General features: G+C 61.9%; 14 protein-coding genes. 11 read left to right on the top strand and 3 right to left on the bottom strand.

Annotation, left to right across the window (positions count from 1 at the left end; translation table 11 throughout):
• Positions 1-29: 29 nt before the first annotated feature.
• A complete protein-coding gene (locus tag CH289_RS04445; protein ID WP_256977021.1) occupies positions 30-551 on the top strand; it encodes a cyclophilin-like fold protein in 522 nt (173 codons plus the stop codon).
• A gap of 11 nt (positions 552-562) precedes the next feature.
• Positions 563-1,300: an SDR family NAD(P)-dependent oxidoreductase gene (locus CH289_RS04440; protein WP_094727394.1), complete on the top strand. Its 738-nt coding sequence runs from the start codon at positions 563-565 to the stop codon at positions 1,298-1,300.
• A 974-nt stretch (positions 1,301-2,274) separates the two neighbouring features.
• On the opposite strand, the gene CH289_RS04435 is transcribed toward CH289_RS04440, so the two are convergent.
• A complete protein-coding gene (locus CH289_RS04435; protein WP_094727393.1) occupies positions 2,275-3,150 on the bottom strand; it encodes a helix-turn-helix transcriptional regulator in 876 nt (291 codons plus the stop codon).
• 268 nt (positions 3,151-3,418) lie between these two features.
• On the opposite strand from CH289_RS04435, the gene CH289_RS04430 reads away from it, so the two are divergent.
• Together CH289_RS04430 and CH289_RS04425 are read left to right on the top strand one after the other, a co-directional pair.
• Positions 3,419-4,801: an MFS transporter gene (locus CH289_RS04430; RefSeq protein WP_094727392.1), complete on the top strand. Its 1,383-nt coding sequence runs from the start codon at positions 3,419-3,421 to the stop codon at positions 4,799-4,801.
• A 13-nt stretch (positions 4,802-4,814) separates the two neighbouring features.
• Positions 4,815-6,218: an MFS transporter gene (locus CH289_RS04425; protein WP_094727391.1), complete on the top strand. Its 1,404-nt coding sequence runs from the start codon at positions 4,815-4,817 to the stop codon at positions 6,216-6,218.
• Between the two features lie 4 nt (positions 6,219-6,222).
• On the opposite strand, the gene CH289_RS04420 is transcribed toward CH289_RS04425, so the two are convergent.
• Complete coding sequence (locus CH289_RS04420) at positions 6,223-7,650, bottom strand: aldehyde dehydrogenase family protein (RefSeq protein WP_094727390.1); 1,428 nt, start codon at positions 7,648-7,650, stop codon at positions 6,223-6,225.
• 204 nt (positions 7,651-7,854) lie between these two features.
• On the opposite strand from CH289_RS04420, the gene CH289_RS04415 reads away from it, so the two are divergent.
• Both CH289_RS04415 and CH289_RS04410 read left to right on the top strand, forming a co-directional pair.
• Positions 7,855-8,598, top strand: coding sequence for an SDR family oxidoreductase (locus tag CH289_RS04415; protein WP_094727389.1), 744 nt, complete (start codon positions 7,855-7,857; stop codon positions 8,596-8,598).
• A gap of 56 nt (positions 8,599-8,654) precedes the next feature.
• The gene (locus CH289_RS04410; protein WP_094727388.1) at positions 8,655-9,077 is read left to right on the top strand and encodes a universal stress protein; all 423 of its coding nucleotides are present in this window, start codon (positions 8,655-8,657) and stop codon (positions 9,075-9,077) included.
• A 115-nt stretch (positions 9,078-9,192) separates the two neighbouring features.
• On the opposite strand, the gene CH289_RS04405 is transcribed toward CH289_RS04410, so the two are convergent.
• Positions 9,193-10,383 carry an acyl-CoA dehydrogenase family protein gene (locus CH289_RS04405; protein WP_094727387.1) on the bottom strand — a complete coding sequence of 397 codons (1,191 nt, stop codon included), beginning with the start codon at positions 10,381-10,383 and terminating at the stop codon, positions 9,193-9,195.
• A gap of 62 nt (positions 10,384-10,445) precedes the next feature.
• On the opposite strand from CH289_RS04405, the gene CH289_RS04400 reads away from it, so the two are divergent.
• The 5 genes from CH289_RS04400 to CH289_RS04380 all read left to right on the top strand — a co-directional run bounded on the left by CH289_RS04400 (position 10,446) and on the right by CH289_RS04380 (position 14,476).
• Positions 10,446-11,189, top strand: a complete 744-nt coding sequence (locus CH289_RS04400) for an SDR family NAD(P)-dependent oxidoreductase (RefSeq protein WP_094727386.1) — start codon at positions 10,446-10,448, stop codon at positions 11,187-11,189.
• Between the two features lie 18 nt (positions 11,190-11,207).
• Positions 11,208-12,419 carry an acetyl-CoA C-acetyltransferase gene (locus CH289_RS04395; protein WP_094727440.1) on the top strand — a complete coding sequence of 404 codons (1,212 nt, stop codon included), beginning with the start codon at positions 11,208-11,210 and terminating at the stop codon, positions 12,417-12,419.
• 25 nt (positions 12,420-12,444) lie between these two features.
• The gene (locus CH289_RS04390) at positions 12,445-13,263 is read left to right on the top strand and encodes an aspartate/glutamate racemase family protein (RefSeq protein ID WP_256977020.1); all 819 of its coding nucleotides are present in this window, start codon (positions 12,445-12,447) and stop codon (positions 13,261-13,263) included.
• A 5-nt stretch (positions 13,264-13,268) separates the two neighbouring features.
• Positions 13,269-13,610 (top strand): carboxymuconolactone decarboxylase family protein, encoded by a 342-nt coding sequence (locus CH289_RS04385; protein WP_179276724.1) that lies wholly within the window; start codon positions 13,269-13,271, stop codon positions 13,608-13,610.
• A gap of 98 nt (positions 13,611-13,708) precedes the next feature.
• Positions 13,709-14,476: an SDR family NAD(P)-dependent oxidoreductase gene (locus tag CH289_RS04380; RefSeq protein ID WP_256977019.1), complete on the top strand. Its 768-nt coding sequence runs from the start codon at positions 13,709-13,711 to the stop codon at positions 14,474-14,476.
• Positions 14,477-14,510: the final 34 nt, after the last annotated feature.

The following is a 14,510-nucleotide window of genomic DNA, read 5'->3' as shown; positions in this document are numbered from 1 at the left end:
CAATGCGTGTTGGGTCGGTGCGGCGAGGCATGGCTGTCGCATTCGCGATGTCGTCTGCTGTCGTGCTGGCGGCATGTTCCAGTGGGACCGGCTCCGAGCCGGCGACTGAAATCTCGAGCTTGACAGACTTCGTCGAAACTACGACTACTAACAATGCCGGTGATCCGAGCGAGGCCGTCGCGAACGAAAGCTCTTCCCGCATCGTCATCGAAGTCGGCGGTCGAACAGTGATCGGTAACTTGAACGACAGTGCAGCGAGCCGCGACCTGCTCGATCAACTGCCGTTGACGATCGAAATGTCCGACCACGGTTCGGTGGAGAAGACCGGTCCGCTTCCGGCCGAGTTGTCCACCTCTGATTCTCCCTCGCGAGCGGATCCGAACCCGGGTGATGTCGGATATTACGCGCCGGGTGACGACTTCGTTCTCTATTACGGCGATCAGGTTGAATTTCCGGGAATCGTAATACTGGGACGCATGGATTCATCAGGCTCCGACGCAGTCGGCTCGGTCGACGGTGATGTGACTGTGACAGTCACTCGCTCGAGTTGAAAGTCTAGTTCGTGTCACGCATTTTGATCACCGGGTCGTCCGACGGAATCGGACGCGCCTGCGCCGTGTCGTTGCTCGACGACGGTCATGAGGTCATCGTTCATGCCCGTTCACAGCAGCGCCTGTCTGCGGTGGAGGACTTGATTTCCCGTGGCGCGGCGAGCGTCGTCGGCGATCTTTCTCTTCCTGAAGACCTAGCGCAGATTGCCGAGCAGGCAAATCGGATAGGTGCCATCCAAGCGGTAGTTCATAATGCCGGGATCATAGACGGGCCGTTGTTGCTGCCGGTGAATGTTGTTGCGCCATACGTACTCACTGCAACGATCCACGGTCCAGGGCGGCTGATCTATCTCAGTAGTAGCATGCACCGCGGCGGGCACGCAGACCTCTCTTGCGCAGACTGGTCCGGGTCTCGAAAGACGGTCTCGTACTCGGACAGCAAGCTGTTCGCAACGACGCTCATGGCAGCGGTGGCCAGGCTTGCCCCCGCGTCGATCGCGCACGCGGTCGATCCCGGCTGGGTACCGACCAAGATGGGCGGCCCTGACGCCACTGGCGTCCTCTCTCTGAGCCATGTTACTCAGTCATGGCTCGCGACCACAGACGATTCGCAGGCGCTCGTATCAGGTAGGTACTGGCACCATCATCGGACCGAGGCACCCCACTGCGCAGTGCACGACGAACAGTTCCAGGCCGACCTGCTCCTCGCTCTGGAGAAACACACCGGAGTTCAGCTGTCCAGCAACTGATTCGACGTCACCCAAATGACTTGGAGCACACGCTGGTCACCATCACCTGAGATTTCACCGGTATGACCGTTTCGGGGCCGGAGGAAGTGCAGGATGGGCATGGTCACTGTCGGAGTGTTCGCCGAAGCCGGTGCCTGTCCCGCCGTCATTGGCGTGGACGCTGCCAGTCTGTACACAGACATCCGACGTTCAATGGACTAGGGACTCGAAGCGATGAGGTGTGACGTTTCCGACGAGATCGAGTGTCGGTTGTGCGTGCAACCGTTGAGAGATTCGGTGGCCTGGATTTGGCGTCCAACCATACCGGATTCATGGTTGCTTCGAATGGATGCGCTGATGAGGCGGCTGGTCGACGCCAGGTGCCGCGCACGATCTGCGCGTTGATGGTCGAGAAGCGATAAAGGCTTGGGGAACTGGACCCTGACACTGCGGCGGCCGGTTCGCCGTTCGGGCCACTCGGACAACCGGAGGAAATTACTGCGGTGGTGCCCTGGGCGTGCATTGACGCCTACAGCTGCATTACGGGCGTTGCCTTTTCCGTCGATGCTGGCGCATACCGCTCACTTGGGCCTCGCGACAGCCCAATGGGCCGACCAGTTCCAGCCCGCACTCACAGATGATTATCCCTACGGATTGCTCGCCGTAAGGCGTCGCCCACACCACTCCGCAATGGCATCGGGCCATGCTCCCAAGCGTGGTCGCCGCTCCGTCACGCTATTTCGAGGTGAAGACCGAAGTGCACATCGCCTATGGCTACGCTGACTGTTTCCGCCGTCGGATCGTCGCGCTGGTATGGCGTTGCTGCCATGAGCCGAGTTAGTCGATGTTTGTGCCGCGGGACACTTCATCAGCGTGGAGCGACGGGGTGCCATGTCTGCTCTGACACAAAGGATCTCCTAGACACAGGCCCCCGTGGCGCCCCTCTAGGTGTTGCGCACGCGAAGGCATCTCGAGACCATCGCGCCGGGGTTCGATCAAGAGGGTGTGTCGGCGGAATTATGCTGCGCTGCCCAGGAACCCAGAAGATGCAGGCGTTCTTCACTCGGTGAACCTGGCTCCGCGGTGTAGACCATCAGAATAGAACCGGGATCGGCGGTGACGACAAGCTCCTCGTAGGCGAGGTGGACTTCGCCTACTATCGGGTGGTTGAAGCGCTTCTTGCCCGCTCCGTGGGTTCGAACGTTATGGGCACCCCACAGCTTACGAAACGTTTCGTCGCGCGTGGAGAGTTCGCCGACGAGGTCTTGAAGCCCCTTGTCGTGCGGGTCACGTCCCGCTTCGGCGCGCATGATGGACACGCACATTTCAGCGAATGTGTCCCAGTCGGGGTAGAAGTCGCGAGACTTGGGATCGAGGAACTGGAATCGAGCAAGATTCGGTGTGCGCCCGCCGTCGCCGATGATCGGCGCATAGAACGCTTTTCCGAGATCGTTGGTTGCCAGCATGTCTTGGCGTTGATTGCGTACGAACGCAACACCATCGGTGATCGAGTCGAGCGCCCACTGCAAGCTGATTCTTTGGGCCGAGGGGCGTGAAGCCTTGCGGCGTGGCCGCCCGGAGGTCGGCACACCGTCTGCGGCTCGGGCGAGGTCGAGCAGGTGTGCGTGTTCGGTATCATCGAGCTGTAGTGCGCGCGAAAGTGCGTCGAGTACAGAAGTAGAGGCACCGCCGATGGCGCCGCGTTCGATCCGCGCGTAATACTCGACGGACAGGCCGGCCAAGGATGCGACTTCGCTGCGACGTAAGCCGGCGACTCTACGGTTGCTTCCACCGGTAATGCCTGCCGCGTCCGGCGTCAGCCTGGCCCGGCGGGTCATCAGAAATTCACGTACCTCGGCTTTGTTGTCCATGCACCCAAGGCTAAGGCCGCGCGTGATCTGGTGCGACACCCTGCCGGGGCACCCTTCGGCTGAGAAGTTGGCGTTGCGAGCCTTACTGCCGTTCGCGCACATGTAGTACGAAGTATTAACAGTCCGACTATTGACACCCTGTGCTCAAAATTACAGTATGTAGTGGCACTGCTAGTGGCGTGACGCAGGTCCCACGAAACTTTCTGGCTACCCGGGGCGTCGCGCGCGGCTACCGCGTACAGCGGTTTCACTACATCAAGGAGAGCGCATGACCGAAGTGCACCACAGTGACCGTCGGAAGAAGCTCGGCGGAGCAATAGGTGAGATCGGAACGCAGTTCGATTATTCGGTATATGCGTTGATGGCTCCGACCATTGCAGTTCACTTCTTTCCGGCAGGTAATCCAGCCGCAGCGATTCTCGGGACCTTCGCTGTGTATGCACTTTCGTTCGTGGCACGACCGTTCGGCGGCGCACTGTTCGGCTACGTCGGAGACAAGTTCGGCCGCCTCGCCGTCCTGTCCTGGACTGTGGTGCTGATGGGTGTCGGAACCATGCTCATCGGCATGATTCCGACGTACGAGACCTTCGGCCTTGCCGCGACGCTCATCCTCATTTTCTGCCGCTTGCTACAGGGACTATCGATCGGTGGCGAGACGACAGGCGTCGAGAGCTACATCGTGGAGTCGGCTCCCGCAACGAAACGAGCGTCCTGGATGGGGACCGTGAAGTCGTTCTCGTATTGGCCTGTGGCCGCGGTGGCTGCGATCATCTTCGGCCTTCGGTCGGCGTTGGGAGAGGAAGCATTCGAAGCGTGGGGATGGCGAATCCCCTTCATCCTAGGTGGAGTCGTGGCCGTCGTAGGTTACGTGCTGCGCCGGACGTTGGAGGATCCCGACGAGTTCGTCGAGGCCGCAGCGGAGTACGAGAAGATGAACACTCCGGAGAACGCGGGGACGGTGTCCGGCGCGATGCGGGGAGCCTTCGGCACGCGCAAGTCCATGCTTCTGGTCATCTTGCTGCAGCCGCCGTACGCGATCGGCGCTTATCTGCTCAGCGGCTACATGTACACCTTCGTGGTCAGCCATGGAGGTATACCGGCCACGAGTGCATTGCTCTCGAACATGGCAGCCATCATGGTTCTCGCGGCTTTACTTCCCGTCATGGGAAAGCTGTGCGATCGGCTCGGACGCAAACCGATGTACTACGCCGGAGCGATCTGGCTCTTCGTCGCGGCGTACCCCGCGTTCGCCCTTGCCGGGTCAGGAACGGTAGCCGGCGCATTGGTCGGACAGGCACTTCTCTCGATAGGCCTGTCGATGTACGGAGCGGCGATGTTCACCGGAATGGTCGAAATCTTTCCGACGGCGCTTCGGTGCCGTGGCCACGGAATCTCGTACAACCTCTCCGTGGCTCTCTTCGGTGGCACCACGCCACTCATCGCAGCGGCGCTGATCAGCGCTACCGGAAGTCCGGTCGCTCCTGCCTTCTACGCGATGGCGGGAATCGGCCTCATCGGACTGGTTGGCGTGTGGCTTGTGCCGGAAACGAAGAACACCGATCTGCGGTCGTCCGTCTACGGTCTGCCCAGTTCCGCGGTGCCGGGGCGCACCGACGCATCCGATTCGGCGAAGGTCGTACATCGAGCGTGAGTTGCTTCGCTCGATGAGTTCTACAGAGAAAGCCCTCGGGGCGGCGGTACCGGCGAAGGTCAGTATCTCCGCGTCCTCGGCGAGCGTGCTGCAGCCGCTGAACTCGTCGATGATCGCGGTGGCGATGGTCGCTGTCGTCACGCACTTCGGTTCGCCGGCGGGGGCATCCTGGTTGATCTCCGGGATGTACATCGCCACAGCGGTTTCCGCTCCGATTGGCGGAAAGCTCGGCACGATCTTCGGAGCGCGGAGGATCTATCTGGTGGGTCTGGGGGTCGTCGGCGTCGCGACGGTCGTAGGGTCTTTCGCGCCCGATATCGACTGGCTCATTGCCGCGTACGTACTGCTCGGAATCGGGATGGCCACCCACTTTCCGAACGCGATGACGATCATTCGCGACTACGCCGACCGTCACCGGAGCGATCCGAAATCGGCGTTGTTGACGCTCGTCCTGTGCAGTCAATCCGTTGCGGCACTCGGTCCCACTGTGGGCGGACTGCTGGTCGGAACGTTCGGTTGGCAATCGATCCTATGGATCAACCTGCCGGTCATAGCTCTCAGCGGAGCTGCAGTACTTCGCTACGTCGCTCCAGATTCGACAGCACGACAGAGTGATTCGCGACGCAGCCTGCTTCGTTCGCTGGATCTGCTCGGAGTCGGCCTGTTCGTCGTGCTGACATCCACTGTCATGATGTTTCTGCTGTCGGCCGGGGGATCGCCGCCGTGGTTCCTGCTCGCTGTTCCGGCGATCGCCCTGGTCCTTTTCGTCGTCCGAGAATGGTATACAGATGAGCCCTTCATCGATGTGCGGGCGCTGGCCCACAATCGTTCGTTGAGCGCCACGTTGGTCCGAACATTGCTCACCTACGTCGCGTTCTATTCCGTGTTCTTCGCGGTTCCCCAGTGGTTGCAATACCAACGTGGCATGAGCGCGACTCAGACCGGCCTCATGATGTTGCCGGTCGCCGCGGTGGGAATCCTGTCGACGTACGTCGCCTCGAAAGTGTTACGGCGGTTCGGTCCTCGAATCACGCTCACGGTCGGGTCAGTCGCGTTGACTGCAGGGGGACTGCTCCTGGCGATCGTGGAACGGACGACGGCACCCATCGTCGTGGTGCTGCTGGTCGCCGCAGTCCTCGGCGTTCCGAGCGGGTTCAACAACCTGAGCAACCAGAACATGGTCAACTCCGCGACTTCCCTCGAGGAAGTCGGAACCGCCATGGGGATGTATCGCACGGTGCAATTCCTGGGAGCGAACCTGGCCGCCGTGGTTCTGCAGTTCACCGCAGGCCCCGACGTGGGGGACGACGGCATTCGTCACACCGGTTGGGTGGTCGTCGCGATATCGCTCGTACTTCTCCTCGGTGTAGCGGTCACCAGGAGCCTCACTCGCGGGGAACGCATTCCCCGCGAGTGAGGTGTCATTCTTCGTCGAAGCCGTAGATGGACTTGACCTCGAGGTACTCCTCGAGACCGTACTCGCCCATCGACCTACCGATACCGGACTGCTTGTAGCCGCCCATGGGCGTCACCGAATTGGTGTTCGCGCCGTTGAACGACACCCGTCCCGCACGGATTCCACAGGCGAATTCGTAACCGCGGTCGCGGTTCTCGCTGAAGACGTAGCCTCCGAGGCCGAAGATCGAATCGTTCGCGATGTCGAGTGCCTCTGCTTCGGTTCGGTACGGCATGACAACGAGCACCGGGCCGAAAATTTCTTCCTTGGCAAGGGTCATCTCGCGATCCACGTCCGCGAGAACGGTTGGCTTGCAGAAAAATCCACGATCGAAGCCGTCTGGTCTGCCTAAGCCGCCGGCGACAAGGCTTCCGCCCTCGTTCAGGCCTGTCTCGATGTGGTTCTGCACGCTGCTGTACTGCTGGGCGTGCACGAGCGGACCATGGGTCGTGGCAGGGTCTCGGGGGTCGCCGAGGCGCATCCGACCGATCTCGTCCGTGATGAACGGGATGATGTCCTTCACCTGCGACTCGTGCACGAGAAGCCGACTCGGTGCGTGGCACGACTGGCCGGTGTTGGAGAAGCCCCGCTGCACGTTCCACCGCGCAGCCTTCTCCAGGTCACCGTCGGTCAGGACGATGTTCGCCGACTTGCCGCCGAGCTCGAGGCAGACGCGCTTGATGGTGCGAGCCGCCGACTCGCCGACCTTGACGCCGGCGCCGGTCGAACCGGTGAACGAGACCATATCGACATCGGGGTGGCGCGAAAGGGCATCGCCGACGACGCTTCCTCGACCGACGATCAGGTTGAAAACACCGGGAGGGGTTCCGGCCTCGTGCATGATCTCGGCCAGCGCGACACCGGACGCGGGGGAGGCGTCCGACGGCTTAAGCACCATCGTGCAGCCGGCGGCGATTCCGTAGATCACTTTGATGACCGACGTCTGGATAGGCCAGTTCCACGGTGAGATCAGAGCGCAGACACCGATGGCCTCGCGCCTGACGAGTGTGTCGGCCAACTCGTGCTGGAAGGAGTAGCCGCGGATGAGGTCGCGAGCAACCTTCATGTGCCCCGCGGGTCCGGTCACCTGCGCCTTGAAGGAGACCGGAACACCCACCTCCTGGGCGATCAGCTGAGCGAGTTGTGGCTCGCGGCGCTCGTACGTGGCGATGATTCGATCGATCAACGCGATGCGTTCGTCGACGGTGGTCTTGGAGAAGCTCGCGAATGCGCGTTTCGCCTCTGCCACGGCGTGATCGACATCGGCAACCCCACCTCCGGAGGCCACGGTGGCCCACGGTTCCTCGGTCGTCGGATCGACCAGAGTGCGGGTGCCGTCACCGCTAGGTGCGACCCATTGACCACCGATATAGAGCTGTTCGAAATGTTCCACTTCAAGCCTCCGCGCGTGTACCAAAATCAAAAACTGGACGTCAAATGTAAGACCGTAACCTATTCTGTACTTTATCCGATGGTTGACGGGCGGAGTCTAGCTTATTGACGCTCGTATATCTGTCTGACATTATACATCCTGACCACCCGGACGCCGAACTCACTGATCGGCGGCTTCGGGCACAGAACGACGTAAGGAAGAATCGTGGGTTCACTGACAGGCAAGAACGTCTTGATCACGGGCGCGCTGGGCACCATTGGCCAGGCTCTTGTGGGCCGGTATGTCGAGGAGGGGGCCACCGTCATCGCGTTGGATCGTCCCGACGCACCCGATGCGCGGAAGACGCTCGACGGTATCGGCGAGGGCATCCGCTACTTCGGGTGCGATCTCGCTGACCTGGCCGGCATCGAGACCTCGGTAAAGGCCCTGGCCGACGAGATCGGCGGGGTCGATGTCCTGGTCAACAACGCCGCGCTTGTGATCTTCAAGCCGCACGCCGAGTTCACCATCAAGGAGTACGAGGATCAGGTGAGGGTCAACTCCTCGGCCGTGTTCGTATTGTCGCGCGTGTGCTCCGAGTACATGAAGGCAAAGAATTACGGCAAGATCGTCAACATTACGTCCCTCACCCTCACTGGTCGGTGGACCGGCTACGTGCCGTATATCGCGTCCAAGGGTGCAATGTACGGACTCATCAAGGGCATGGCACGCGAACTGGGTGATTACCTCATCAACGTGAACGGCATCTCGCCGGGTGCCGTCCTCTCGGATGCGGAATACCGCGACCGTGGCGACAAGCAGCAGGAATACCACGACTGGGTGATCGAGAACCAGAGCATGAAGCGTCGGATCGCTGCGGTCGACATCGCCAACCTCGCCGTCTTCCTGTCCACGCCGCGAGCCGACATGATCACCGGCCAGGACATCGCGGTCGACGGCGGAATGTAAACCACTGCAATATCTTTCGTTAGCCGACCTTTCGCTGGTCAGAATCAGGAGCGACCGTGGTAAGCATCATTGTTGTCGGAGTGGACGGTGGCGACGCCTCGATGCGAGCGGCCCGCCGGGCGGCCGAGATCGCACACAGCCTAGGAGCGAGACTTCATCTCGTGAACGCCGTCGACAGCGGCGCTGTGAAGGAATTCCCTGACAGGCCCGGATCGACGCTCGTGACGTCGGGTGAATTCGCCGAGGCGATCGTCGGTGACGCGGCCGCCGCGCTTCGAGTCATTGCCCCGAGTGTGACGACGTCCGTGGTGCAGGGCCGTCCCGCGGTTGCACTGGTCGACGAGGCCACCCGGCTCGACGCCGAATTGATCGTCGTGGGAAATCGAGGAACACAGGGTCTGTCACGGGTCCTCGGCAGTGTCGCCAGCGCCGTTGCCGCGCATGCCCCCTGTGATGTGTATATCGCGAAGACCGTCTGACGCGGCACCGCATTCGAGCAGGATTGGACGTGACCCGCGAGGGCCACGTCCAGTTCTGCATGTGCTCACCCGGCTGGACGGCGGAACGATCACAATCGTTCCGCCGTGAACGGCGTCAGATCTTGTACTCGGCGAGCATCGCGCGCCCGATGATGATCTTCTGGATGTCCGTCGTGCCCTCGCCGATCAACATGAAAGCCGCCTCGCGGTAGAGCCTTTCGATCTCGTACTCCTTCGAGTATCCGTATCCTCCATGAATTCGGAACGATGCCTGAACGACCTCGTTGCAGTATTCACTGGCGACCATCTTGGCCATGCCGGCTTCGACGTCCATCCGCTCTCCGGCATCTTTCAACCGGGCAGCCCGCACCACCATCGAGTGTGCGGTCTCGACCTTGGTCGCCATTTCGGCGATGCGGAACAGGATGGCCTGATGCTGGGCGATGGGCTTGCCGAAGGTTTCTCGCTGCTGTGCGTACCTGACGCCGAGCTCGAAGGCGCGGTTGGCGATTCCCACTGCGCGTGCACCCACGTTGACTCGTCCGACCTCGACACCGTCCATCATCTGGTAGAAGCCTCTTCCGGTTGTGCCCCCCAGGACCTGTGTCTCGGCGACGCGATGATGATCGAGGATCAACTCGGTGGTGTCGATGCCCTTGTAACCCATCTTGTCGATCTTGCCCGGCACGGTGACGCCCTGAGCGGTCTCGCCGAAACCGGGTTCCTTCTCCACCAGAAACGTCGTCATATTCTTGTACACCGAATCGAAGCCGTCATCCGTCTTACACAGCACTGCAACGAGATTCGAGGACCCGCCGTTGGTCAGCCACATCTTCTGGCCCGTGATCTCGTAGCCTTCAGCGGTTTTCACTGCCTTCGTGGAGATCGCCGCCACATCCGAGCCGAGCCCCGGCTCCGACATCGAGAAAGCACCGCGAACCTCGCCGGTCGCCATGCGCGGCAGGTAGCGCTGTTTCTGCTCTTCCGTGCCGTGCTGAGTGAGCATGTGGGCGACGATGAAGTGGGTGTTGATGACGCCCGAGACGCTCATCCACCCGCGGGCGATCTCTTCGACCACCAGCGCGTAGGTCAGGAGTGACTCGCCGAGACCGCCGTACTCCTCCGGGATCATGAGACCGAAAATTCCGAGATCCTTGAGTCCTTCCACGATCTCTGTCGGATACTCGTCTGCATGTTCCAACTCGGTGGCGACGGGAATGATCTTCTTTTCGACGAACCGTCGAACGACCGCCAGTATCTCGTCCTGCTCGACAGTAAGACCTGTGGTTCGCGCTAATCGGCTCATGATCGATGTCTCCTTTGTGAATCCATTTGACTAAGATACTAGATGTCAGACATATTACATAGATGTCTAATTCGGTAGTAGTGGTCACTGGTGCTGGGCGCGGGCTCGGCGAGGCGATAGCGCTGGAAGTCGCACGGGAAGGCTCCCTCGTCGTCCTTGCCGGACGGTCGATCGAGCCGCTGGAACATGTGAAGTCCGAGATCGAAGCGCAGGGTGGAAGCGCGCTGGTACGAGTCACCGATGTCACCGATGCCGCGTCGGTGGCGGGTCTGTTCGACGACGCCGAGAACGCTTTCGGTCGGATCGACGTACTGGTGAACAACGCGGGCATAGCCAGCCAGGTGAGCCTGGTAGACCTGGACGAGACCGAATGGGACCGCATCTTCGACACCAACGTTCGGGGGATGTTCCTGTGCAGTCGTGAGGCCGGACGCCGCTTCGCGCAGGCGGGCTCGGGCCGCGCCGTCAATGTCGCGTCCGTGTTCGGGTTGCTCGGTCGTCCCGGATTCTCTGCGTACTGCGCGTCCAAGGGGGCCGTCATAAACTTCACTCGCTCCGTCGCAGCCGAATGGGCGAGGTTCGGTGCCCAGATGAACGCGGTGGCTCCGGGTTACTTCGCTACCGACATCAATGCCGATCTGCGCGCCGACGCGGTGGCGATGGCCAAGGTCGTGCGCCGAATTCCAGCCCACCGGATGGGGTCGCCGGATGAGCTCGCCAACGTCGTCGCCTACCTGGCGCTGAAGGCACCCGATTTTCTGACCGGCCAGACCATTGCGGTCGATGGCGGAGAAACCAGCGTCTGAGCAGTGAAAGGAACGAACATGACCGAAGCAGTGATTTGCGAGCCCATCCGGACCCCGGTGGGCCGCTACGGAGGCATCTTCAAGGACGTGCCGGTGACGGCTCTCGCATCGACTGTGATGAAGGGGCTCGTCGACCGCACGGGGTTGACCGCAGCGGACATCGACGACGTCATCTTCGGTCAGGGCTATCCCAACGGCGAGGCGGCTGCCATCGGCAGGATCGCAGCCCTCGACGCCGGTCTCGACGTCTCCGTGCCAGGGCTGCAGATCGACCGCCGCTGCGGTTCGGGCTTGCAAGCTGTGTTGTATGCCTGCATGCAGGTCGCAACAGGGGGCTCCGATCTGGTTCTGGCCGGTGGTGCCGAGAGCATGAGCCAGGCCGAGTTCTACCTGCCCAACGCCCGATGGAATGCGGGTGGGCTACCTGATCTTCGTGATCGGCTCGCGACCCCGCGCGGCAATTCGGGAGGATGGCGGTATCCGGTGGAGGGTGGAATGATCGAGACCGCCGAGAACGTCGCGAAGAAGTATGGCGTGACACGCGAGCAGCAGGACGAATGGGCACTGCGGTCACAGCAGCGCGCGGCGGCGGCGATCGACGGCGGGCTGTTCGACGACGAGATGATTCCCGTCGCCGTCCCGCGTCGAAAAGGGGAGCCGCTCATCGTCTCTCGTGACGAGCATCCACGCCCGGACACCACGATCGAGTCGCTCTCCCGCCTGAAACCGGTGATGGGCGCGGCGCTGCCCGGCGCCTCGGTCACAGCCGGAAACTCCAGCGGTCAGAACGACGCGGCCGCGATCGCGATCGTGACGACGCCAGAGAAGGCCGAGCAACTCGGGCTGCGTCCACTGGCGCGGCTCGTGAGTTGGTCATTGGCGGGCGTCGAACCCGAACTCATGGGTATCGGTCCTGTTCCGGCGGCGCGACGAGCGCTTGATCGAGCATCGTTGTCCTGGAAAGACATCGACCTCATCGAACTGAACGAGGCCTTCGCCGCCCAGGTGCTCGGTTGTTTCCGCGGATGGGAACTGAGCGACGCCGATCTCAACCGCGTAAATGTCAACGGCTCCGGCATCTCGCTCGGCCACCCGATCGGAGCGACGGGAGGTCGTATTCTCGCGAACCTGTTGAGGGAGATGGATCGACGAGAGTCGCGATACGGGATGGAGACCATGTGCATGGGCGGCGGTCAAGGACTGGCTGCAATCTTCGAGCGGGTGGTCTGACGTGGCAAGGATCCTATATCTGAGCATGTCACGGGAGAAATACTCACCCAACTACTTTCCGTATCTACGGACCTATATCGACGGGGTGAAGTCACCGGACGTCGAGTTCGAGCTCCGAGGCACGCGGGTCGGACGCATCGACAGCTTTCGATTCTTCGAAGTACTCGACTGGGTGTCGATCCTCGACTCCGTCGTGGCTGCGGAACAGGACGGCTTCGACGCGGTGGCGATCGGCAACATCCTCGATCCGGCGCTTCGCGAGGCGCGGTCGATGGTCGATATCCCGGTGGTGGGTCTCGGGGAGACCTCGATGTTGACGGCCTGCATGATGGGCAGTCAGTTCTCGCTCGTAGGAGTTAATCCCTACTTCGGCGGTCGCTTCGAGGAGAACGTCGCCAGATACGGATTGCGCGACCGGCTCGCGAGCATCGAATGCATGGGCCTGACTCCGCACGAACTCGATGCGTGCTTCTCCGATGACAGCAAGCGCCAGAAAGCGATCGACTCCTTCGTCGCGGCCGCGCGAGCGTCCCTCGACAAAGGGGCAGAGGTGGTCATCCCCGCGGGTGGTCGCCTGACCGCGTTCCTCAATGCAGTGGGGATCCGCGACGTCGACGGTGCACCGCTCCTCGACGGAACCGTCTCGCTCGTGACCGCAGCCGAGTCGGCTGTCCGAATACACCGGCAGGCAGGCACTTTCGTCAGTCGTCGCAGGCTATACGCACGGGCACCCCAAGCGTCGATCCAGGAATCTGCCGCCGAATACGCCGATGGCTACAACGTGCCTGCCTTGAAGCGATCGATCGAACGTTCCGACCCCGCCACACAACGAACAGAGGAGTGAATTCGATGGACGTGCGTTACCCGTTGAGCAAGCAGGATGTGTTCGTCTCCAATCTGGACCGTCTTCGCGAAACCGCGCCGGACGTTGCCGATGCCTTCCGGGGTCTGCGCGTGGCCGCCGACGCGTACGGCACTCTCGAACCGAAACAGCGGGAGTTCAGTCTGCTGGTGGGCTTTGCTGTCACGCGGAACGAGGGAGGCTTCCGCGTGCACTGCACGCGCGCGAAGGATGCAGGCGCGACGCTGGAGGAGATAGAACAGATCGTCATCCTCCAACTCGGCACGAGCCTTGGCCTCGTACCTGTGGTGGAGGCCCTGTCGTGGGCACACGACGAACTCATTGAATAACAGCAATCGTATTGTCAGACAATACGCATCATGATATTTTTGCGTGTGACCACGACCGCGACCGACCAGCGTATTCGAGTCTTACAGGAGAATCGTCGATGACAGAACGTAATGGCACCCGCACCGCGCTGGTAATGGGAGCTGGATCCGGGATCGGACGCGCGAGCGCCATCGAATTGGCGGGCGCGGGAGTTCGCGTCGTGGCGGCGGATCTCAATGCGCAGTCGGTGGCAGCACTCGCCGCCGAAGTGGACGGGATCATCGACCTGGGGCAGTCGTGGAACGCGACCGACCCGGAGGCCTGCGACGCACTGGTCGCGGCCGCCGTCGAGGCCGTCGGGCATCTGGATACTGTCGTCTCCACCGTCGGGTGGACGGCGATCACGAAGTTCCTCGACGAGTCGCCGGACTACTGGCGTCGCATCATCGACGTGAACCTGATGTCGGCGATCTACCTGTCGGCGGCCGCGGGTCGCGTGATGAAGGACAGCGGCGGAAGCATCGTGCTGACCTCGTCCGAAGCAGGCACGGTCGGCACCTCCGGCGAAGCCGTCTACTCGGCGGCCAAAGCCGGCATCATCGCGTTGGTCAAGTCGCTCGCTCGTGAGTGGGCCCGCTTCGGGATCCGCGTCAACGCAGTGGCACCGGGTATCACCGCCACCCCCCTGCTCGAGGAGCAAGGTTTGGTATCCGGTGACGGCGCGGACGGTGGGGTGCTGGGCAGCATTCTGAAGGGCGTGCCGATGCGTCGAGCGGGTGAGCCGTCCGAAATCGCTGCTGCGATCGCATATCTCGCGGGCGACGGTGCCAGCTACGTCACCGGGCAGACCCTGTGCGTCGGCGGAGGATTGACGATGGGCTCATGACGCGCCGGCTTGCCAATCCGATCACGAGTTTCTC

Source organism: Rhodococcus sp. RS1C4 (genome assembly GCF_002258225.1).
Classification (GTDB): Bacteria; Actinomycetota; Actinomycetes; order Mycobacteriales; family Mycobacteriaceae; genus Rhodococcoides; species Rhodococcoides fascians_E.
The sequence above is the reverse complement of the archived record's forward strand: the minus strand, read 5'-3'. Positions and strand labels throughout refer to the sequence as shown.